The following is a 20104-nucleotide window of genomic DNA, read 5'->3' on the forward strand; positions in this document are numbered from 1 at the left end:
TCAGGCTTTGCTGAGCACCGAGCGGATTGAGTCCATGAACTCACTGCGCTGCTTCACCCCACGCCATTGCTGCTTCAGTTGCTTGTCGAAAAACAGCTGAACAGTTGGGGTGCCATTAACTCCGGCCTGCTGAGCGATCTCTTGGTCGGCTTCGATATCGATTTCAATTCCCTGGGCTTCCCCGTGCAGCTCATCAAGCACTCGCTTCAGCTGGGGTTTGAGCACGTGGCAGGGACCGCAGCTTGGCGATGTATAGACCACAAGAAGGGGCCGAGTGCTGTCGTGATACAGCTTCCGCAGGGCATAGCTGCCTTTTTGCCACAGGGCGTTTGAGTCGTAGGTGGCTTCAGTGGTCTCGGCTGTGGTCTGTGGTGGTTCTGCTTTGGCTGGCTCGGCCTGATCCCTGCTGACCAGTGTTGCCAGATTGTGATGAGAGAGCCAGCGTTCGGCGGCGAGAGCGGCCTGACAGCCGCTGCCAGCGGCCGTGACGCCCTGACGCCACTCTCCATCGGCGACATCACCTGCTGCGAACACACCTTCCATGGAGGTCTCCGGTCGACCCGGTTGGGTGACCAGGTAACCGATGGGATCGCAGTCGAGCTGGTCGCGAACGAGCTCTGTATTGGGGGTGTGTCCGATGGCATAAAACATGCCCCGAACAGCCAGCTCCTCGTCGAGACCGCTGTCACGTCGATGCAGGTTGAGGCTGCTAAGCCAGTCATCGCCTTGAACATCGCTCACCTGAGTGTTCCAGTGCACGCTGATCTGTGGATTGGCCTGAACGCGGTCACTCATTGCCGCACAGGCGCGCAGACGGTCTGAGCGCACCAGCAGATGAACATGGCTGCCGTATTTGGTGAGGTAGACCGCCTCTTCGCAAGCTGAATCGCCACCGCCGACCACGGCTAATTCTTCGTTGCGAAACTGAGGTGTGGCGCCATCGCAGATGGCACAGGCGCTGATGCCCTTGCTCCAGAAGCGCTCCTCATTCGGCAGTCCGAGCCGATTAGCGCTGGCCCCTGTGGCGATGATCACCGCTTGGGATTCAACGATTTGCCCGTCGACTTCAATTCGGTAAGGACGCTGGCTGAGATCAATGCGGTCGGCATCAGCTTCAAGCAGCCTTGTTCCCCAGCGCGTGGCCTGGGCTTTCATCAAGTCCATCAGGTCTGGACCGAGAACACCGTCAGGAAATCCGGGGAAGTTTTCAACATGGGTGGTGGTCATCAGCTGGCCACCGGGGATGCCTCCCCTCTGAAACCCTGTGATCAGAAGGGGATTGAGATTGGCGCGGGCGGCATAGATGGCAGCGGTGTAGCCGGCTGGGCCGGACCCCACAATCACCAAATTCTCAACCGCCATGCTTATCCGGAATGACTATGAGATGACTTTAATCTCCGCGACGTCGCGTCAGCGGCAACGCCAGAAGGATTCGAATGATCAGTGCGGGTGAAATTTGCTTCACCCAGATGTACAAATTGGACCGAAATGCCTCAAGGTTTCGATACAAATTTCAGCCTTTCTTTAGATTTCAACCGCTCCGTCTGTTGCTCCGTCAAGTTCCAGGTGATGGCGTTTCCCTTTTGTTCGCTGAACACTCAACACAGAGTCCTCAAGAAGTTCAGGATGCTCCCCTAGGCAGGTAATCCATTCTCTGAATTCCTGCGTGAGTGCATAGCTGTCTTCGTAGCGCTCAGCACTGTCCAGAACGGCAATCCGGGTTCTTGCCCAGCAGGTGGCAACGTTGACTCGACGTTCAATTGCTGCGTCCATGTCTGTCTCCCAGATGGCGACCAGGCTGATGGTTGATGGGACCAAATCAGGCCGGATTTCGCAGAATGTCGCATTTTTTCTTGGGAAAGAATGTTTTCAACGCTGCAAAAATCTGGGTAATTGCGGAGTGCGCATCCTGATCACAGCGCCTGCACCGTCCTCAATCGCTTCCATCGGCAGCGACGGACCTCGCCAGTCACCTCCCAGATTGCTGTCATTGTCTTCGGCGCTTTGCGGGGCTGCGATGCGATAAGGCTCAGACAGAGACCAGCTGCGGGCGTATTGCATCAGCAATGGATCCGCAGGAGCGAACACGTAGGAGGGTTCGCGCGGAACCGCTTCCAGCGAGGCTCTTTCACTGCACATGCGCACGGCTCTGGTGATTCCCTGAACGAAACGACTGCGCGTCACCACCGTGGTTAGGTAAGCGACCACCCTCAGCCGTGAGGCATCGAATCCTTCCGCGCACATATCAATGCTCACCAGCCAGTCGGCATCACCGCTCTGAAAGGCATTGAGGCGTTCAGGAGCTCCTGGGTCCTGGGAATGCACAAGATCGACCCGATCACCTTCCTCCTCCAGCAGCAAGGTGATGCTGCGGGCATGCTCAATGTCGCGGGCGATCACCAGTCCGCCTGCGCGCGGGTGACGTTTGCGAACGCTTTCGAGCTTGGTGCGAGCTCTCAGCAGCAGCAGCTGGGCAATGCTGCTGCTGTCGGAAAGACGAATGGCGCGGCGCAGATTCCTGGCTCTCCAGCTTTCTCTTTGTTCAGCTGACAGTGGCGAAACCTCTCGGTCCGGCAGCCCTTCCTGGGCGTGTTCCACCCAGCCGTCTTGAAAACGAAATTCGAGGGGACGAACATCACCAGCATCGATTAATTCTCGGGGTTCGACAGAAAGATCGGGATGGATCTGTTCCACCAGCTGGCCGGCTTCCTCCACCCGCACCCGCCGGGCGGCGCAGAACGCCAGGTTGTCGGCGCGAAACGGTGTTCCCGTTAAACCGAGGCGCAACCGGGCATGGCTGCTGAGCTCCAGAAACGTTCGTCCCCAAACCGGGCCGTCAGGTTCATCGGGGTCCACTCCAAGATGATGCGCTTCGTCGGCGATGGTCAGCAGAAGGTCCTGGTTCCAGCGGCTGAGCTCGGCTTTCAGGGTTTCCTGCTGGCGTCCTGCACCCTGGTAGCTAAGCAGCCATCCGTCCGCGGCGTCTGAGGCGCTGTTAGGCCCGTTCCAGAGATCAAGCTGCAGACCCAGCTGGGCTGCAGCACCCTGCCACTGGCTGAGGATCGAGGTGCGATGGCAGAAGATCACAGCGCGTTCAAGCCTGCCCTCGGTCTGCATCACCTGAAAGGACAGCAAGGCGCCAAGAGTTTTGCCAGCGCCTGGACCGGCATGAATCAGGACATCACGTGCGGCAGTCGTGCCTGGGTCCAACCGCCTGCGCAGCAGTTGAATGAGCTGCTGCTGCCATTGCCTGGGCCGAATCGCCCGCGACGGAAGCTCGGCACCAAGAGCGAAGGACGGTGTGTTGATGGCGACGTTGAAAGATAGGTCTTTCTAACCATTCCAATCGGTTGCGCCACCCTTAACTTCCGACCATCAGCTCCTGGGGTTCTGCCCCCTGCCGCTATGGCCAGAAGCCTTCTCCGTTACTCGTCCAGTCCAGAGTCTCGCCGTTGTCTTGAGCGTTGCTGGCCATTGGAATGCGACCTTGACCCGCTGATTCTTCGCGCGCGGCTTCTCCATGGCCAGGGCCGTCGCCCGCAGGCTTTAGCGGTGGAGGAGGAGCTTCAGCCGATGTTCTGAAGCTCCTTGCTCACAGATTGCTCCAGATTTCAGAGCGATTCGGTGTGATTGCAGAGCAATCGTTCCACTTCCATCAATCCCTCTGAAGCGGCCTTCTGAGCGCGATCAACCTGGCCGCCTGCTGGTTCCAGAATTCTTGAGGTCAGTCGCTCCATCAGTTCAGCTCTGTTCTCTTCCAGAAGCGTCAGGATTTCCTTTTCGATCAAGTGCCGCACGGCTTCAGCGCGCAGGTGGTCGTCAGAGGCTTCATCGAATGTTCCTTGGACAAGCTCCTGGATGAAGAGGCGATGCACCTCACTGCTGCGCAGAAAGCTCTCAGTGGCGTTGATGATTCCATCCACCAGGGTGCGATCCGGCTCGGAATCCAGTTCCCTGAGCTTGAACTCCCAGTCGAGATGACGTCGCTGCCAGCCCGCTGCATGCAGGCTTGGCATCACGGTTTGGGAGAACGTGTCCACCGACATTTCATAAATCCGTTCTGCCAGGCGCTCGCACCATTCACGGCCATGTTCAGCCAGAAGGTGTTCCATGGTGATGCGGTCCACGGCATGACCGCCGTGGTGGCTGTGGCAGACGCCATCAGGGCATTCGATTGCGGTGAGTCCCATGCTGTTGCAGACAGGATCCTCTCCCTAGCTACAGGCTTCAGGGTCAAACCCCCTTCTTCAGAAAAGATGCAGGCCTCCTCAACCCGTGACCTCGTAATCTCAGCTGGGTCGGCGGCATCACGATCTTGCCCATACTGTTGAACCCGGTGGAGACCGCAGCGGGCGAAACCCGCGTTGCGGCCTCTCCGGAAACCGTCAAGAAATTCACTGCACACGGCTGCAGGGTCGTCCTCGAGCGGGGTGCTGGTCAGCCTTCCGGCTATCTGGATCAGGCGTATGCCGAGGCCGGAGCGGAACTTGTGACCCGCGGGGACAGCTCGGCCTGGACTCAGGCTGATGTGTTGCTCTGTGTTCAGTCACCCTCGACGCAGGCCCTCAGTCAGCTCCGTCGCGGGGCTTTGGTGGTGGGTCTTCTCGCTCCCTATGCGAACGCAGAGCTGGCTGCGGGTCTGCAACAGGCAGGTCTCTCGGCCATGGCCCTTGAGCTGCTTCCACGCATCAGCCGTGCTCAGTCCGCAGATGCGCTGTCGTCGCAGGCCAATATCGCCGGCTACAAGTCGGTGCTCCTGGCCTCTGCGGCACTGGACCGATATTTCCCGATGTTGATGACGGCGGCCGGCACTGTTCAACCGGCCCGCGTTGTGATTCTGGGTGCTGGAGTGGCTGGCCTGCAGGCGGTCGCCACGGCACGCCGGCTCGGCGCCGTTGTCTACGTCAGCGACATTCGCCCTGCGGTGAAGGAACAGGTGGAATCGCTGGGTGCCCGTTTCATCGATCCTCCTGAGATGGAGGACAAGCCCGCTGAGTCTGGTGGCTATGCCAAGCAGGCTTCTGATGCTTTCCTCGCAGCGCAACGCCAGCAGCTTTCAGACCAGTTGGCCGAGGCTGATGTGGCCATTTGTACAGCTCAGGTTCCAGGTCGTCGTGCTCCACGGCTGATCAGTGAGGACATGCTGGATCGCATGCGCCCAGGAGCTGTGGTTGTGGATCTGGCGGTTGCCCAGGGAGGCAACTGCGCCGACACCGTCGCCTCGAAGACCGTAGACCGCAATGGCGTGAAGCTGATCGGTGCCAACGATCTGCCCTGCACGGTTCCCAACCATGCCAGTGCGATGTATGCCCGCAATCTGCTGGCCTTACTTCAACCGACCCTGAAGGATGGTCAGCTCACTCTCGACAGCGAAGACGAGCTGATTGCCGGATGCCTGATCAGTCAGGACGGCACCATCCGCCGCGGAGATGTTCTCACCCCAGGAGCCAATTAATGGATTCCCTTTTTCTCATGGGTGCGGCCACGGCCTCCCAAACACCACCTCTGGTGAATGCCCTCTGGGTGCTGTTGCTCGGAAGCCTGCTCGGCTTCGAGCTGATCGGCAAGGTTCCCCCCACGCTGCACACGCCATTGATGAGTGGCGCCAATGCCATCTCCGGCATCACGATGCTGGCCGCTCTCACCGCGATCATCAAAGCCGATGGCAGCACTCCTCTGCTGGTTCTTGGCTCGGTCTCCCTTGGCTTCGCTCTCTTCAACGTGATCGGCGGCTTTCTGGTCACTGACCGCATGCTCGCCATGTTCAGCCGCAAGCCCGCTCGCAAGGAGAACAGCTGATGGAGTTCCTGAATTACGCCATCGATCTCGTCGCCGTTCTGCTGCTGGCACTCGGCATCAAAGGTCTCTCCAAAGTGCGCTCTGCGCGCAGTGCCAATCAGCTGGCCGCTGTGGCCATGGCCCTCGCTGTGATTGGTCTGCTGATCAGTTATCTAGGCACACCAAGCTTCGATGGGCAGGCCTGGGCATGGATCATCGTCGGCACACTTGTCGGCGGAGTGCTGGGTGCGATCACGGCCCAGCGGGTTCCCATGACCTCCATGCCCGAAACCGTGGCGCTGTTCAACGGCTGTGGAGGCATGTCATCGCTGTTGGTGGCCCTGGCAGCGGCACTGTTCCCCGGAACCCTCGATGACGGCACGCTCGTGGCGGTTGTATCGATTGTGATCTCCGTCTTCGTTGGCTCGATCACCTTCACAGGCTCGATCGTGGCGATGGCCAAGCTTCAGGGCTGGCTCTCAACGCCTCCCTGGATGCAGAGCAAGATCCGCCATCTGGTCAATATTGCTCTGGCTGTTGTTTGTCTGGTGGCAGCGATCAACTTGATCGCTTCCGAGGGCAGCAGTCAGGCTGGGTTGTGGTTGCTCGTGATCTCTTCCGGCCTGCTGGGCATCGGCGTCACCCTGCCGATCGGCGGCGCAGACATGCCTGTGGTGATTTCGCTGCTCAACAGCTATTCCGGTGTGGCCGCTGCTGCAGCTGGTTTTGTGGTCGGCAGCCAGCTTCTGATCGTGGCGGGTGCCATGGTCGGCGCTGCGGGCCTGATCCTGACTCAGGTGATGTGCAACGGCATGAACCGCTCACTGGTTTCGGTGCTGTTTGGTGGAGCCCTGGGAGCTGGCTCCTCCGGCGGCGGGGGCGGCGGTGAATACACCAACATCACCAGCTGCAGCGTTGAGGAGTGTGCCCTCACCCTTGAAGCGGCTGAGCGGGTGGTGATTGTGCCTGGTTACGGTCTTGCAGTAGCCCAGGCTCAGCACACCCTCCGGGAGGTCACCCGTTCCCTGGAAGCTGCTGGTATTCAGGTTGATTACGCCATTCATCCTGTGGCTGGGCGCATGCCGGGTCACATGAATGTGCTGCTCGCGGAAGCCGATGTGCCCTACGAGCAGCTCAAGGAAATGGACATCATTAACCCTGATTTCCCTGCCACGGATGTGGTTCTGGTGCTGGGCGCGAATGATGTCGTCAATCCCCAGGCCAAAAACGACCCGGAATCCCCCCTCTACGGCATGCCCGTGCTTGATGTTCAGCAGGCACGAACGGTCTTTGTCGTGAAACGCGGTATGAGCGCTGGTTATTCAGGAATCAAGAACGACCTCTTTGAGCTTGCTAACACCTCCATGGTGTTCGGCGATGCCAAGAAAGTTCTGGGTGATCTGCTCGGTGAGCTGAAGGAGCTTGGTGTTGGTAAGAAGTGATCAGATCGGTCTGATCGGCCTTTGATGGGTTCCTATTCCCGCCTTCAGCACAACCCCCAGTTGCTCAGGCAACTGGGGGTTGTCACGTATCAACAACGCTGGCCTTGGATCGGCGGCGACTTGCAAACTCTGCGCGACACGATTCGGCCGGTTCCTTTGCCCGAGGATCAGGGAGAGCCGATTCGGATTGCTGTGCCTGCTCTGGCCAGTGGTGCAGCAGCAGCTGGCGAGTTGCTGGCTTTTCTGGATCGTCCCCTGCCCACGCCTGCAGGTGACCCCGTACCCTCAAAAGCGCTTGTTCTGGCCCTGCATGGGCTCGGTGGTTCCAGCCGTCGAGAGGGCCTCCGCCGCCTAGTCCTCACTCTGCAGAGGCGGGGATTTGCGGTGTTGAGGCTCAATCTGCGGGGAGCGGACCCCGGCAGAGATCTGGCCGGCGGCACCTACGCCGCCGCCTGCAACAGCGATCTGCTGCCAGTGATCGTGCGTGCCCGTGAGCTTTGTCGGCAGCTGGCCCCATCCAGATCCGCTTTGCCCCTCTTCGGTGCTGGGGTTTCTCTTGGTGGCACCATGCTTTTGAACGGTTGTCTGTCCAGCACGCAGGACAGGTCTACGGCCGGACTTCCCCCCGATCAGTTGGTGCTCGATGGGTTGTTTTGCGCCAGCAGCCCCCTGGATCTGGCAGCCTGCAGCGCCTCGATCGAACGACCGCGCAACCGGGTGTATCAGCGATGGTTGCTGCAACGTCTGGTCCGACAAACACTGGCCGACCCCTTCGGTGTGAGCCCGCAGGAGAATGAATCGCTGACCCAAACCCCTCCGCGCTCGATCCGTGCTTTTGATGCAGCGGTCACCGCTCCTCGCTGGGGGTTCGATTCTGTCGATGCCTATTACTCCAGGGCATCTCCTTTGCCATTTCTGCTCGATGATCGGCGCTCGTTGCCGCCCACCCTGCTGCTTCAGGCTCTCGATGATCCCTGGGTGCCAGCGGCTGGAGCCAAGCGTTTGCTCTCAGCCCTCACGTCGCAGCCGGCTGCTCAGCCTGACCCTGTGTCGGTTCTTCTCACGGAGAGAGGCGGTCACAATGGCTTCCATGCTCCCGGCGACAGCCTGGAGAGCGGATGCTGGTCTGATCGTGTGGCCTCTGCTTGGTTGAGCCAACTCAGCTCTGAAGGGTCACGCTGAAAGGGCTGCGGCGGATCACCCAGTCTTCGCAGGGACGTCCACCGATCACATGCTCTTCGAGGATGCGTCGAATCCGTTCCGGCGTGACTCCTCCGTACCAGATGCCATCAGGCCAGATCAGCAACACCGGGCCCTGATCACAAACCCGCAGGCAGTCAGCTTTGCTGCGCAGGACCACCCCGCCTGGCCGGTCCGGACGCTCCAGTGCCAGCTCCCTCACTCCAAGCTTCAGAGCCTCCCAGCTGGCTGCGCCAAGGGCAGGATCACAGCATTTCGCTTTGGTGGCTGTTGCACAGAGCAGCAGGTGATGACTGATCACGCCGCCATGGCAGTGAGCGGAAGGCGTCGTGTGCCCCGGTCAACCTGTTCGCGCACGGCGGTGCGGGCCCACTGATCGACGGCCAGCACGTCATCCAATTGCGGCTGGTCAACCCGGTCGGATTTGTGGCGCTCGCAGGCTGTTTCGATTAGGTCGGGAATGTCGAGGAAATGAATCCGCTCCTCGAGGAACTGGGCCACCGCCTCTTCATTGGCGGCATTGAGCACAGCCGGCATGGTGCCACCGGCCCTGCCAGCGGCGTAGGCCAGTTGCATGCAGGGGTATTTGGCGGGATCGGGTTTGTTGAAGGTGAGTTGCCCGACCTCGGTGAGATTCAGGCGACGCCAGGGTGTCTCCAGGCGCGAGGGCCAACTCATGCAGTAAAGGATTGGCAGCTTCATGTCTGGCCACCCCAGCTGCGCCAGGACCGAGGAGTCAGCCAGCTCGATCATCGAGTGAATGATGCTCTGCGGATGAATGACGATTTCGATGTGGTCGTAGTCGAGACCAAACAGATAGTGGGCTTCGATCACCTCCAGCCCTTTGTTCATCAGCGACGCTGAGTCCACGGTGATCTTTCGGCCCATGCTCCAGTTGGGATGGGAGGTGGCATCGGCCACGGTGGCTTTCTCCAGATCGGCGGTTGCCCAATCACGGAAAGCACCACCTGAAGCCGTGAGCTGGATCCGGCGCAGGCCCGGAGTGGGAACACCCGTGGAGAGTCGGGCATTGTCGGCCCAGGGTGTGCCCTGCAGGCACTGGAAGATGGCGGAGTGCTCGGAATCAGCCGGTAGAAGGCGGCTGCCGCTTTTCTTGAGTTCCGGCAGCACAACCGGACCCGCTGCAATCAAGGTTTCCTTGTTGGCCAGCGCCAGATCCTTGCCGGCCTGGATGGCCGCCAGGGTTGGCAGCAGGCCTGCACAGCCAACAATGCCGGTCACCACGAGGTCTGCCGTGTCCCAGGAGGCCGCAACGTTCAGTCCGCCGGGACCTCCCACCAGTTCCGGTTGCCGTTGAGGCTTTTGATCCGCTGGCAGCGAGGCAAGCCGTTCCTCTAGTTCCTTAAGAAGAGATTCATCAGCGAGGGCTACCACCTCGGGGCTGTGTCGTTGGATCTGCTCCACGAGCAGGGGCAGGTTGCGACCAGCTGTTAGAGCCACCACCCGGAACTGTTCAGGGAACTCCTGAACGATTTCGAGAGTCTGAGTGCCGATTGAGCCGGTGGAGCCCAGCACGCTGATGGCTTTCACGCGGATCCTGGCGGTTGCAGCCATCCTCCCACTTCAATTCCAGTCCCTGGCAAACTTCGGCCAACGCACAGTCTTCACGTCATGGCGGCAGCGCAGAAGGAGCACTGGGGATCGGGGTTGGGATTTGTCCTGGCGGCAGCTGGCAGTGCAGTGGGTCTGGGCAATCTCTGGGGATTCGCCTACAGGGCCTCCCAGGGCGGAGGAGGCAGTTTCGTTCTCCTTTACGTGCTGATCGTTGCGGTCATCTGTCTGCCGGTGCTGGTGGCTGAGATGGTGCTTGGTCGCAACACCGGTCGCAGCCCCCTGCTGGCTCCGGCCCAGGCGGCTGGCCGCGACTGGAAACCGATGGGTTGGTTGTTTGTGGTCGCCGCCTGCGGAATCCTGGCCTTCTATGCCGTGCTGATGGGCTGGACCGCTCAGACCCTGATCCATGCCCTCAATGTGGGTCTTCCTCAAACCATGGAGGATGCCCAGCTGTTTTTCGACGGCATCAGTGGAGGTAACAGCGCGTTAGCAGGGCAGGCCATCAGCCTGCTGCTGACCGCTCTGGTGGTGTCGGCAGGAGTGCAGGCCGGAATTGAACGGCTGTCGCGCTGGGCGCTACCGCTTCTTTTTCTGCTGTTGGTGGCCCTGGCGATCTGGGCCAGCACGCTGCCTGGAGCGATCGATGGTTACAAGACCTTCCTCCTGCGCTGGGACGGCAGGGAACTGATGAATATCACCACCATCCGAAATGCGTTCAGCCAGGCCTTCTTCTCGATCGGCACCGGCATCGGTTCGATCATGGCGTATTCGGCTTATCTCAACCGCAAGGCTCCCGTTCCTCAAGAAGCGGTCGCGGTGGTGGGCCTGGATACCGCGGTGGGTCTGCTGGCGGGCATGCTCACCTTCCCCGTAGTGATCAGCTTCGGGCTGGGGGATGCCGTGAGTGAGTCCACGATCGGCACGATCTTTCTGGCGCTGCCAACAGGACTTGCCTCCATCGGCCCGACCGGACGAATTGTGGCTGTGGCCTTTTTCTTCCTGGCCTATCTCGCTGCAATTACGTCGTCGGTGTCGCTGCTGGAGGTCCCGGTGGCTTCGCTGATGGATCGCTGGAACTGGAGCCGCACCAAGGCGACCTGGATCAGCGCGGCGGTGATTTTTGTGATTGGCCTCCCCGCGGCCATGAATCTGCAGGTGCTTGGGGCGATGGATGCCTTGTTCGGTGGTGTGCTGCTGATTGCTGGCGGACTGTTGATTGCCGTGCTGATGGGATGGGTTGTGCCCCGGACCTTCCTGGCTGACCTCAAGGACAGCACCGTTACTCAACCATCTACCAGTGGTCTGATCCTGTTCTTCCTGCGCTGGGTCTCACCGGTGGTAATTGCTGCAGGCTTGTTGATCAGCGTGGTGGATCTGATCCGTAACTGGACCGGGCAAGGCTGAACTAAAGCCAATGTTCAAAACAGCCGATTGATGTGGGCTGAGGCCATCCGCACCTCTCGCAGAAAACAGATCGAAGCCAGCATCACCAGCAGCATCGCTGTGATGAACAGAGGAACCACCACAAGCGTGAGGTTGATGCGGCTGATCACGCTGAAGAACATGACAGCGACCACGGTCGAGATCAGCAGGGTTGCGGCGGTGAGTAGCTCGATGGCGCGGATCGTGAGCTGCATGCGCCTGCGGTAGACCACCTGCTCCCGTTCATCGACTGTTTCGCCCGCATCAAGAGCCGCCTTGGTCTTGCGTGCGTTGTCGACGATCCTGGCGAGGCGACCGGAGATCACGTTCATCAATGCTCCGATGCCTGCCAGCAGAAACACAGGAGCGACTGAAAGCTGAATGGCTTTGGACAGGCTCTCGGGTTCCATGGGCATCACGCCGGTCCTGGGCGAACCCTAGGCCTCATGCAACGGAAATCCGGTAGACAGGTGCCTTGATGCACGCCAACACGATGCTCTGGCTCAAGCGCTGGAATTTCATTGAGAGGGCCAGGATTGAACGGGAGCTCTGGGATGCCTTCGAGGCCAAGCAGGACCCTGAGGCCAAGTTGGAGCAACTCCGGAGCTGGATCGATGCCGCCGATCCCTCAGAACCCAAACTCGCCGAGCAGCGCTTCAGGCTTGAGGTCTGGACCACCACCTTGGCGCGGATCCGCAAGATCGAGGCGATGATGACTTCGAAAAAGCCTTGATCAACAGCGGCGCCATTCGGTAACGCCGCCGGGTTTGTCAATCAGTTCGATCCCCTGATCGGAGAGTTCGGCTCTGATCCGGTCGGCTTCAGCAAAATTCTTGGCCTGCTTGGCGGCCTTGCGGGCAGAGATGGCGGCTTCGATGGCGGCGCTGTCTTCTGACGCTTCTTTGGAATCCTCCGCGGTGTTTAAAGGCTCGTGCCGCAGTCCAAGCACTGCGGCAAGCTCACGCAGCAACAGCCAGCGTTGATGCAGGGCATTCAGTGGAACCTGGTCTTCAACCTGTTCTCCCCGTTCCAGTCGGTTGGCCATCGACCTCAGTGGTTTGGCCAGTTCAAACAGCACTGCAAGGGCTCCAGAGCTGTTCAGGTCCTGATCCATGGCCTCGGTAAAGCGGTCGCGAGCAGCCTGTAAAACCTCATCCACTGACAAGTTCTGTGCCTGCATGGCACCGGATGGCAAAGCTTCTGCTCCAGGCCAGCCCAGCTGTTCCGACCATTGACTGCCAAGGCTGAGAGCAGCATTGAGTCCTTTCCATCCGGTGCTTGCCGCCACAAGAGCGTCTGCTGTGAAATCGAGTGGCTTGCGATAGTGCGCCTGGAGCACAAACAGCCGCAGGGTCATCGCTGAAATCCCGCTGTCGAGTAGTGCGCGGATTGTGGTGAAGTTGCCCAGCGACTTCGACATTTTTGTGCCGCCGACATTCACCATGCCGTTGTGCATCCAAACGCGGGCTAACTGAGCTTCATTGGCTGTTTCTGACTGCGCAATTTCATTTTCATGATGCGGGAAGACAAGATCTCCACCACCAAGATGAATGTCAATTGTTGTGCCGAATTCTTCGCGAACCATGGCAGAACATTCGATGTGCCAACCGGGCCGGCCGCGCCCCCAGGGTGATTCCCAGCCTGGTTCTCCATCTTTGGTTTTTTTCCAAAGCGCGAAGTCAAATGGGTGTCGCTTGCGTTCTTCCTCTCCTTCATTGGTGCGGCCACTGGCTCCCTGTTGCTGCTCATTCGGGTCTCGACCACTCAGCTGGCCATAGTTCTTTGCTTTGGAAATATCAAAATACACATCGCCATCCGAACTGTATGCGGCTCCCTTGGTTTCCAGTTCGCCAATCAGAGTTTGAATGCCTGGGATGCAGCATGTTGCACGTGGCATTTTGTCCGCGGGCAGAATATGTAGACGAGCCATATCGATTTCAAAGGCTTTGATGTTCTTTTCACTGACCTCCTCCATTGTTGAGCCTTCCGAGTTGGCCTTGTTTAATATTTTGTCGTCGATATCTGTGTAGTTTTGAACGAAGGTGACGTCGTAATCGCGCCAGATCAGATAGCGCCGTAACACGTCCCAGTTGATGTAACTGCGCGCATGCCCAAGGTGGCAGAGGTCGTAAACCGTGACTCCACAGCAATAGATCGTTGCCTTGCCGGCCTCCTGCGGTTCAAAGTCTTCGGTGCGATTGCTCAGGCTGTTTGTGAGGCGCAGTGGCAAAGGTCTGATCATGCTCTCCAAGGAGGTTACGGCCCGTTCAGTCCTGGAGCGCTTTTGAATCGCCTGGTTGCTGCCGAGTTGTTACCGATCTGTTGTCTTCGCTGACTCTGATCGCTTCCACTCGATTTCGCTGGTTACCAGCTTGCCCCCTGCTGTTGATAGAAGCTTGAGGGGCTGCATGGCTTGTTAGTGAAGGTTGTGATTGCCTTTGATTCTTATGTTGGCTTGAAACCGTTCCACGATTGTCGATGCACGATTTTCAGTAGCCTTTTAAGAACTGATCGTTTGAGGTCATTGTCTTCGAGCTTGCTGATTTGCATCAGGTATTCGTGCTGGCTCCCATTTCCTCGCTGTCTTGAGCAGATCACGGTCACGTCGTCATAGCTAATGGGGAAGTCGTTGTTAAGTGGAACTTTGAGGATCCATTCAGCAATAAATAGAAGAAAGTCGCAGATGACTGGGTTGATGTACTCCTCTTCTTCTCCTAGATCTCCGCATGCCACCATCTGTTCTTTGCTTTGCGGTGTGTAGGTGACGAACGAAAAACAAGATGGTGCGCCAGTGGGCTGTAGGTGCAGCCCATGAAAAGCTCTGCGGGTCATGGCGTTCTCATGGCTTGTGAGATGAGCTCATTACTTGCTCGGTGAAGAGTCTTGGTGAATGACTCCAACTTGTTGGTTCATTGTTTGTTCTCTCAGAAGCCTGTTGAACCTTCATTTTTATTGTTTTCCCAAAGCTATGTCGATTGAAAAAGAGATTTTACCCAGGCTCTTATGCCGATCGCTCGGCTGTCTCTAGAATGGCTTTGTTGAGTCCTGGGATCAGGTGGATGATGCATCCAGACTGGATGGGCGTCATTGCTCTATTAACAATCATCGTCTCAGTCACTGTGATTGGCTATCGCGAAGGGCATTCGATCCTCAAGCGTCGCGTTTGATCATGTCCTGAGTCTTGCGGGCTGATCTCTGCAGGGTCATTTCGCGTCCATCCAGTTGGCACCGAGGCCGGTTTCAGCCACCAGGGGCACGCTCAGTGTCACAGCATTTTCCATGGTGTTGACGACAAGCTTTTGAATCGACTCCAGAGCATCTGGATCCACTTCAAGCACCAGTTCATCGTGCACCTGAAGCAGCAGTCGTGCCGGTAGTGCCTGCTGTTCGATTGCAGCCTGCAGCTGAATCATGGCCAGTTTGATGATGTCAGCGCTGGATCCCTGAATCGGCGCGTTGGCCGCAGCTCGCAATTGCTGAGCCTCCATTCCGCCGCGACGAGCGACATCCAAATCGATCTCCATCGGTTCCTTGCCCAGAAGGCGGCCCAGTCCGTTGCGATCGAAGTGGAAAGGCCGTCGCCTGCCCATGATCGTTTCCACATAGCCGCGACTGAGGGCCAGTCGTTCCTGCAGTTCCAGAAAGGCGAAGACTTTGGGATACCGCTCGCGGTAACGCAGCAGAAAATCCTTGGCCTCTGCCTGGTTAACGCCGGTTTCCCGCGCGAAGCGTTGGGCACCCATTCCGTAGATCACGCCAAAATTGATCGTTTTGCCCAGGCGTCGTTCGTCGCTGTTCACCTCGTCCTTGTCGAGCAGCAGCCGTGCTGTCAGGGCATGCACATCGTCTCCTTCTCGGTAGGCCTGTTGCAGCACGTGCTCGCCGGAGAGATGGGTAAGGATCCTCAACTCAATCTGGGAATAATCGGCGCTGAGTAGCGTCCAGTTCTCCTGGGGCAGGAAGGCCTTGCGGATGCGGCGGCTGTAGTCCGTGCGGACAGGAATGTTCTGGAGGTTGGGATTACTGCTGCTCAACCGGCCGGTGGCGGTGACCGCTTGATTGAAATCGGTGTGCACTCTGCCGGTTTCCGCTTCCACCAGTTGCGGCAGGGCATCCACGTAAGTGCTCTTGAGCTTGCTCAGCACGCGGTGTTCGAGAACCAGCGGCACAACGGGGTGATCAGCCTCCAGTTTCTCCAGAACAGTGGCATCGGTGCTGTAACCAGTCTTGGTTCTGCGGGATTTCTTGCGGTCGAGGCCGAGGGTGTTGAACAGCAGCTCGCCCAGTTGCTTGGGCGAGGCGAGGTTGAAGTCGGTTCCTGCTGCCTCTTTGGCCTCCTTCTCCAGCCTCTGCAAGATGTCACCCATTTCAGTTGACAGTGCACTGAGATAAGGCATGTCAATGCGGATGCCGGTGGCTTCCATCAAGGCCAGAACCGGTTCCAGCGGCAGTTCCACGTTGTCCAGAAGGCTGAGGAGACTTTCTCCTGTTGCCTGCAGCTGTTGGCGTAGATCGATGGCCAGTCGGCGAGTGAGATGGACGTCCATGCCGCAGTACAGCGCGGCCTGGTCAAGGTCCACTTCTGCGAAGCAACTCGCTTTGCCGTCCTTGGGCTTGCCCACCAGATCACTGAACAGGGTGGGAGTGATTCCATACATCCGTGTTGCCATGGCATCCAGGCCGTGCTTGGCCGCGGCATCTCTCAGGTAATCGGCCAGCAGGGTGTCCATGGCCACGCCCGCCAACGGCAAGCCATGTCGCAACAGGATCAGGCGGTCATATTTCGCGTTCTGCAGTGCCTTGGGGTGCTCAGGGCTGGCCAGCCAGGGAGCCATCTGTTCCAACACCGTCTCGATTGGAAGCTGCACCAGTGGGCGGTCTGGTTCCAGCGTTGCTTCCGTCGCTGCACGATGACCCACAGGGATGTAAGCGAGATCAGCATCACCTGGACCCCAGCACACGCCGATGCCCACCAGCTGCGCCTTGAAGGGGTTGAGATCGGTGGTCTCCGTGTCGAGCGCAACCGGAGCTGTGGCATCGGTGCAGGACTGCAACCGTTGCATCAGGCCATGGAGTGCTGCGTCGCTGCAGATCAGCTGTGGCTTCAGATCCGGTTGGTATGAGGCAGCGGAGTCCTGGCTGAAAGCATCAGGGGCGTCCTGCTCCTGAGTTGCAGCATCCTTCGACCTGTCGGATTGAGAGGAGTCCTTGGAAGTCTTGGTCTCAAGCAGGTGGGCGTTCGCTGCCAGGCCACCGGTGGAGAAGGTGGCGATGAAACCAGGAACCTGTCGCACCAGGCTGTTGAGCTCTAGGTCCTTGAGCTGAACCTCCAGACCATCGCCGTCCACGGGCCCAAGTTCGAGAACGGGCTCCTCAGGCAGGGGGATGTCGACCAGGATTTCGGCCAGTTGTCTTGAGAGATAGGCGTTGTCCCGGTCGGCGCTGAGCTTGCCCTTCAGAGCACCTTTCACAGCACCTCTGCTGGCCTTGGGTCCTTCCGCCTCGACTTCGGCAAGCACCTTGTAGACGCCATCGAGGTCCACATTCTCTTTGAGCAGATTGATGGCGGTTTTCGGGCCAACTCCTTTCACGCCAGGGATGTTGTCCGAGCTGTCTCCAGTCAGCGCCTTCAGGTCCACCACCTTGTCGGGCATGACTCCGAGCTTGAATTGGACACCTGCCTCATCAATCAGGGTGGGTCCGCTGCTTTTGGCGTAGGGGCCGCCACCCATGTACATCACGGCAATGTCCCGCTGGTCGTCCACCAGCTGAAACAGGTCGCGGTCGCCGCTGAGAATTCTCACCCTCCATCCCGAGGATGCCGCTCGGTTGGCCAGGGTTCCGAGCACGTCATCCGCTTCGAAGCCAGGCGCCGTACAGAGGGGCAGCTGCAGCTGATTGCGCAGGATTAACTGCAGTTGGTCAAGGTCCTGAAAGAACACATCCGGAGCGACATCCCGGTGAGCCTTGTAATTGGGATCAGCCTTGTGGCGGAAGGTGGGCTCGGCGGTGTCAAAGGCGATCGCCACACCCTGAGGTTTCAGCCCCTTGCAATTATCCAGCAGGGCCTTGAGAAATCCATAGGTCACGCTGGTTGGACGTCCATCCTTCGTGGCCAACCCACCTTCGCCGCCTTTGCTGAAGGCATAAAAACTGCGGAAGGCCAGGGAATGGCCATCCACCAGCAGCAGCAGCGGTTTCTCCTTGGTTTGTGGCATGGATGAAGGCAGGTTCTGGCTCGGTCAGTCGCGCTGTTTCGCCCAGGGCGGCAGGTCAATGAACACGCGTGTGCCGGGCTGCACACCGGTGAGAATGGCACTCTTGTCGCCGCTGCTGGCACCGAGTTGCACAGGCTGGAATGTGGGCTCATCGTCGTTGCCAACGAGAAGAACGCCTGATTGACCTTGCTCAGTCACGATTGCCACGGTTGGCACCAGTGTGCTGGCGGCGGTGCGTCCGGTCTGGAAGTTCACATCTGCGGTCATGCCGATGCGAAGGGTCGGTGGAGGATCGATCAGTGTGAGCTCCACCTCGAATGAGATCACGTTGTCGGTTTTAAGTGCACGCGGTGCGATGTCTCGCACCCTTGCCGGAAAAAGCTGATCAGGGAATGCATCCACGCGAACAGTTGCGTCCTGGCCGATACGAATGCGACCGATGTCGCTTTCAGGAACCTTGGCGGCCGCTTCCAGGCCTTCAGACAGCTCCACAAGTGATGAGCTGGTAGCGCCGGCATTGGTTGAAGCGGCTGTGGTTGGAGTCACAAACGATCCAGGTTCGGCGAAGCGTTCGGTAATGAGCCCGCTGAAAGGAGCGCGGATCAGCAGGTCATTGCCTTCAACGTTGCGTTGTTCAATGCGCTCGCGAGCAGCGTTCAGAGCTTCCTTACTGCTGATGAAGGCCGCTCGGAAGCCATCCAGGTCTGATGCGCTGATCGCGCCGACATCCACCAGCTGCCGGTTGCGTAAGTATTCGGCCCGCTTGGCTTCATAGTCCGCCTTGGCCTGCCGTTCGAGTGCGGCAAATTCATCCATTCGGTCCTCGAGATCACCGGTGTCCATGCGGGCCAACACCTGACCTTTGGTCACAACATCGCCTTCATCGACATAAAGCTCCTCCACAACTCCAGCCCGCTTCGGGCTCACGTTCACCCGTCGGATCGCTTCCAGCTCGCCACTGGCCGTAATCACGCCAGGCAGAGATCCTCGCTCCGCCGCCACGGTGAACTCACTCAGCTGACGCGAACGATCGGATCCGGGACCTTGGCTCCAGATCACACCACCTGCTGTCAACAGAACAGCGGCTGCGCCTGCGCCGATCAAGCGACGTCGCCTGCGTTTCAGACCACTCAGACGGCTCAACGCACGCAGGGCTTCGGGTGTGGCCCCAGTTGGGGACTGGCTTTTTTGGCTGCCCATGGCCCCTTCAACATCTTTCGTAACCATTCTCGCCCGTGAATGGACCAATCGTGTTCCGAAGGATGGTGGCCAAGACGCACCTGCCGATAGATTTCCGCCATGCTCAAAGCCGGAATCGTTGGATTGCCCAATGTGGGTAAATCCACTCTCTTCAATGCCCTTGTAGCCAATGCCCAGGCCCAGGCAGCCAATTTCCCGTTCTGCACCATCGAACCGAATGTCGGCACCGTGTCCGTTCCGGATGGGCGGTTGGAGCAGCTGACGGATCTGAGCAAAAGCGCCGACACCATTCCCACACGGATGGAGTTTGTCGATATCGCCGGCCTGGTCAAGGGAGCGAGTCAGGGTGAAGGACTCGGCAACAAGTTCCTGGCCAATATTCGTGAAGTGGACGCCATTGTTCATGTCGTTCGTTGCTTCGAGGATGACGACGTCATCCATGTGTCCGGTTCTGTTGGACCGGTTCGCGATGCCGAGGTGATCAACCTTGAACTCGGACTTTCAGATCTGGCGCAGATTGAAAAACGTCGCGAGCGCCTGAAGAAGCAGATGCGAACAAGCAAGGAGGCGCAGACAGAGGATGCGGCGCTCGAGCGGATTCAGGCTGTGCTCGAGGAAGGTGGTGCTGCGCGCAGCGTTGAGCTCAGCGATGAAGAAGCGCTGATGATCAAACCACTGGGACTTCTAACGGCCAAGCCAATCATTTACGCCACCAATGTGAGCGAAGACGATCTCGCAGCAGGCAATGGTTTCTGCGAGGAGGTGGTGGCTCTTTCAGCGAAGGAGGGTGCTGAAACCGTGCGGATCTCTGCTCAGGTTGAAGCGGAACTGGTTGAGCTTGGCGAAGAGGAACGAAGGGATTATCTCGATGGACTTGGAGTCAGTGAAGGTGGCCTGAAAAGTCTGATTCGGGCCACTTACCGTTTATTGGGATTGCGCACCTATTTCACGACCGGTGAAAAGGAAACACGAGCCTGGACATTCAAGGCTGGAATGACTGCTCCTCAGGCGGCAGGAGTGATTCATACCGATTTCGAGCGAGGATTTATTCGTGCTCAGACCATCGGTTGCGAGAAATTGCTGGAGGCAGGATCTCTGGTGGAAGCTCGTAACAAAGGTTGGCTACGCAGTGAGGGTAAAGAGTATGAAGTTGAGGAAGGTGATGTGATGGAGTTTTTGTTTAACGTTTAAAGAATCCGATCAGCCGATGAGGCGATTTTTCAAGCTGGTCTTCATGATCGTGATCATCCATCAACGATTCTTCCACCA

General features: G+C 58.6%; 19 protein-coding genes. 8 read left to right on the top strand and 11 right to left on the bottom strand.

Translation table 11 applies throughout. From position 1 onward, the window contains the following. From trxB to SynMITS9220_RS04175, 3 genes are all read right to left on the bottom strand, one after another. Entirely contained in the window at positions 1 to 1362 is a 1362-nt protein-coding gene (trxB, locus tag SynMITS9220_RS04165) for a thioredoxin-disulfide reductase (RefSeq protein WP_186990951.1), read from the bottom strand. A gap of 162 nt (positions 1363 to 1524) precedes the next feature. Further along, entirely contained in the window at positions 1525 to 1773 is a 249-nt protein-coding gene (locus SynMITS9220_RS04170) for a hypothetical protein (RefSeq protein ID WP_186990953.1), read from the bottom strand. A 96-nt stretch (positions 1774 to 1869) separates the two neighbouring features. After that, positions 1870 to 3210, bottom strand: a complete 1341-nt coding sequence (locus SynMITS9220_RS04175) for a DEAD/DEAH box helicase (RefSeq protein WP_370594367.1) — start codon at positions 3208 to 3210, stop codon at positions 1870 to 1872. Between the two features lie 195 nt (positions 3211 to 3405). Between SynMITS9220_RS04175 and SynMITS9220_RS04180 the strand changes: the two genes are divergently transcribed. Then, positions 3406 to 3582, top strand: coding sequence for a hypothetical protein (locus tag SynMITS9220_RS04180; RefSeq protein ID WP_186990955.1), 177 nt, complete (start codon positions 3406 to 3408; stop codon positions 3580 to 3582). A gap of 29 nt (positions 3583 to 3611) precedes the next feature. Here the strand turns inward: SynMITS9220_RS04180 and SynMITS9220_RS04185 are convergent, their stop codons facing one another. Continuing rightward, entirely contained in the window at positions 3612 to 4190 is a 579-nt protein-coding gene (locus tag SynMITS9220_RS04185; protein WP_186990957.1) for an EF-1 guanine nucleotide exchange domain-containing protein, read from the bottom strand. 146 nt (positions 4191 to 4336) lie between these two features. Between SynMITS9220_RS04185 and SynMITS9220_RS04190 the strand changes: the two genes are divergently transcribed. Genes SynMITS9220_RS04190 through SynMITS9220_RS04205 form a run of 4 tightly spaced genes read left to right on the top strand, consistent with a single transcriptional unit; the run spans position 4337 to position 8402 of the window. Beyond that, positions 4337 to 5455: an NAD(P) transhydrogenase subunit alpha gene (locus SynMITS9220_RS04190; protein ID WP_255483216.1), complete on the top strand. Its 1119-nt coding sequence runs from the start codon at positions 4337 to 4339 to the stop codon at positions 5453 to 5455. Beyond that, positions 5455 to 5799, top strand: coding sequence for an NAD(P) transhydrogenase subunit alpha (locus SynMITS9220_RS04195; RefSeq protein WP_369813443.1), 345 nt, complete (start codon positions 5455 to 5457; stop codon positions 5797 to 5799). Before SynMITS9220_RS04190 ends, SynMITS9220_RS04195 begins: the two co-directional genes overlap by 1 nt. Beyond that, complete coding sequence (locus SynMITS9220_RS04200) at positions 5799 to 7220, top strand: NAD(P)(+) transhydrogenase (Re/Si-specific) subunit beta (protein WP_186990961.1); 1422 nt, start codon at positions 5799 to 5801, stop codon at positions 7218 to 7220. Before SynMITS9220_RS04195 ends, SynMITS9220_RS04200 begins: the two co-directional genes overlap by 1 nt. 24 nt (positions 7221 to 7244) lie before the next feature. Continuing rightward, positions 7245 to 8402, top strand: a complete 1158-nt coding sequence (locus SynMITS9220_RS04205) for a YheT family hydrolase (RefSeq protein WP_186990963.1) — start codon at positions 7245 to 7247, stop codon at positions 8400 to 8402. Here the strand turns inward: SynMITS9220_RS04205 and SynMITS9220_RS04210 are convergent. Further along, positions 8380 to 8721 (bottom strand): ferredoxin, encoded by a 342-nt coding sequence (locus tag SynMITS9220_RS04210; RefSeq protein ID WP_067097648.1) that lies wholly within the window; start codon positions 8719 to 8721, stop codon positions 8380 to 8382. The genes SynMITS9220_RS04205 and SynMITS9220_RS04210 overlap by 23 nt on opposite strands. Beyond that, a complete protein-coding gene (locus SynMITS9220_RS04215; RefSeq protein WP_186991851.1) occupies positions 8718 to 9971 on the bottom strand; it encodes a 1-deoxy-D-xylulose-5-phosphate reductoisomerase in 1254 nt (417 codons plus the stop codon). Before SynMITS9220_RS04215 ends, SynMITS9220_RS04210 begins: the two co-directional genes overlap by 4 nt. Positions 9972 to 10052: 81 nt before the next feature. Between SynMITS9220_RS04215 and SynMITS9220_RS04220 the strand changes: the two genes are divergently transcribed. Beyond that, entirely contained in the window at positions 10053 to 11399 is a 1347-nt protein-coding gene (locus SynMITS9220_RS04220) for a sodium-dependent transporter (RefSeq protein WP_186990965.1), read from the top strand. Positions 11400 to 11413: 14 nt separating this feature from the next. On the opposite strand, the gene SynMITS9220_RS04225 is transcribed toward SynMITS9220_RS04220, so the two are convergent. Further along, a complete protein-coding gene (locus SynMITS9220_RS04225) occupies positions 11414 to 11827 on the bottom strand; it encodes a DUF2721 domain-containing protein (RefSeq protein ID WP_115125419.1) in 414 nt (137 codons plus the stop codon). Between the two features lie 83 nt (positions 11828 to 11910). Between SynMITS9220_RS04225 and SynMITS9220_RS04230 the strand changes: the two genes are divergently transcribed. Continuing rightward, a complete protein-coding gene (locus tag SynMITS9220_RS04230) occupies positions 11911 to 12150 on the top strand; it encodes a hypothetical protein (RefSeq protein ID WP_186991853.1) in 240 nt (79 codons plus the stop codon). Here SynMITS9220_RS04230 and cysS read toward each other — a convergent pair whose 3' ends face one another. From cysS to SynMITS9220_RS04250, 4 genes are all read right to left on the bottom strand, one after another. Continuing rightward, positions 12151 to 13659 (bottom strand): cysteine--tRNA ligase, encoded by a 1509-nt coding sequence (gene cysS, locus SynMITS9220_RS04235; protein WP_255483273.1) that lies wholly within the window; start codon positions 13657 to 13659, stop codon positions 12151 to 12153. It abuts the gene before it with no gap. Positions 13660 to 13862: 203 nt separating this feature from the next. Then, positions 13863 to 14249: a hypothetical protein gene (locus SynMITS9220_RS04240; RefSeq protein ID WP_186990967.1), complete on the bottom strand. Its 387-nt coding sequence runs from the start codon at positions 14247 to 14249 to the stop codon at positions 13863 to 13865. Positions 14250 to 14620: 371 nt separating this feature from the next. Beyond that, on the bottom strand, positions 14621 to 17635 hold the full coding sequence (polA, locus tag SynMITS9220_RS04245) for a DNA polymerase I (protein WP_186990969.1): 3015 nt from the start codon (positions 17633 to 17635) through the stop codon (positions 14621 to 14623). Positions 17636 to 17659: 24 nt separating this feature from the next. Further along, entirely contained in the window at positions 17660 to 18835 is a 1176-nt protein-coding gene (locus SynMITS9220_RS04250) for an efflux RND transporter periplasmic adaptor subunit (protein WP_186991857.1), read from the bottom strand. Positions 18836 to 18934: 99 nt separating this feature from the next. Between SynMITS9220_RS04250 and ychF the strand changes: the two genes are divergently transcribed. Beyond that, the gene (gene ychF, locus SynMITS9220_RS04255) at positions 18935 to 20026 is read left to right on the top strand and encodes a redox-regulated ATPase YchF (protein ID WP_186990971.1); all 1092 of its coding nucleotides are present in this window, start codon (positions 18935 to 18937) and stop codon (positions 20024 to 20026) included. Positions 20027 to 20104: the final 78 nt, after the last annotated feature.

The organism is Synechococcus sp. MIT S9220, from assembly GCF_014304815.1.
In the GTDB taxonomy this organism is placed as follows: domain Bacteria; phylum Cyanobacteriota; class Cyanobacteriia; order PCC-6307; family Cyanobiaceae; genus Synechococcus_C.

What these genes read in the sequence shown, in the direction of transcription:
- ychF (WP_186990971.1), top strand. Translation starts at nt 18,935, where the DNA reads ATGCTCAAAGCCGGAATCGTTGGATTGCCCAATGTGGGTAAATCCACT.
- SynMITS9220_RS04195 (WP_369813443.1), top strand. Translation starts at nt 5,455, where the DNA reads ATGGATTCCCTTTTTCTCATGGGTGCGGCCACGGCCTCCCAAACACCA.
- polA (WP_186990969.1), bottom strand. Translation starts at nt 17,635, where the DNA reads ATGCCACAAACCAAGGAGAAACCGCTGCTGCTGCTGGTGGATGGCCAT.
- SynMITS9220_RS04200 (WP_186990961.1), top strand. Translation starts at nt 5,799, where the DNA reads ATGGAGTTCCTGAATTACGCCATCGATCTCGTCGCCGTTCTGCTGCTG.
- cysS (WP_255483273.1), bottom strand. Translation starts at nt 13,659, where the DNA reads ATGATCAGACCTTTGCCACTGCGCCTCACAAACAGCCTGAGCAATCGC.
- SynMITS9220_RS04240 (WP_186990967.1), bottom strand. Translation starts at nt 14,249, where the DNA reads ATGACCCGCAGAGCTTTTCATGGGCTGCACCTACAGCCCACTGGCGCA.
- SynMITS9220_RS04205 (WP_186990963.1), top strand. Translation starts at nt 7,245, where the DNA reads ATGGGTTCCTATTCCCGCCTTCAGCACAACCCCCAGTTGCTCAGGCAA.
- SynMITS9220_RS04180 (WP_186990955.1), top strand. Translation starts at nt 3,406, where the DNA reads ATGGCCAGAAGCCTTCTCCGTTACTCGTCCAGTCCAGAGTCTCGCCGT.
- SynMITS9220_RS04185 (WP_186990957.1), bottom strand. Translation starts at nt 4,190, where the DNA reads ATGGGACTCACCGCAATCGAATGCCCTGATGGCGTCTGCCACAGCCAC.
- SynMITS9220_RS04220 (WP_186990965.1), top strand. Translation starts at nt 10,053, where the DNA reads ATGGCGGCAGCGCAGAAGGAGCACTGGGGATCGGGGTTGGGATTTGTC.
- SynMITS9220_RS04230 (WP_186991853.1), top strand. Translation starts at nt 11,911, where the DNA reads ATGCTCTGGCTCAAGCGCTGGAATTTCATTGAGAGGGCCAGGATTGAA.
- SynMITS9220_RS04250 (WP_186991857.1), bottom strand. Translation starts at nt 18,835, where the DNA reads ATGGGCAGCCAAAAAAGCCAGTCCCCAACTGGGGCCACACCCGAAGCC.
- trxB (WP_186990951.1), bottom strand. Translation starts at nt 1,362, where the DNA reads ATGGCGGTTGAGAATTTGGTGATTGTGGGGTCCGGCCCAGCCGGCTAC.
- SynMITS9220_RS04225 (WP_115125419.1), bottom strand. Translation starts at nt 11,827, where the DNA reads ATGGAACCCGAGAGCCTGTCCAAAGCCATTCAGCTTTCAGTCGCTCCT.
- SynMITS9220_RS04170 (WP_186990953.1), bottom strand. Translation starts at nt 1,773, where the DNA reads ATGGACGCAGCAATTGAACGTCGAGTCAACGTTGCCACCTGCTGGGCA.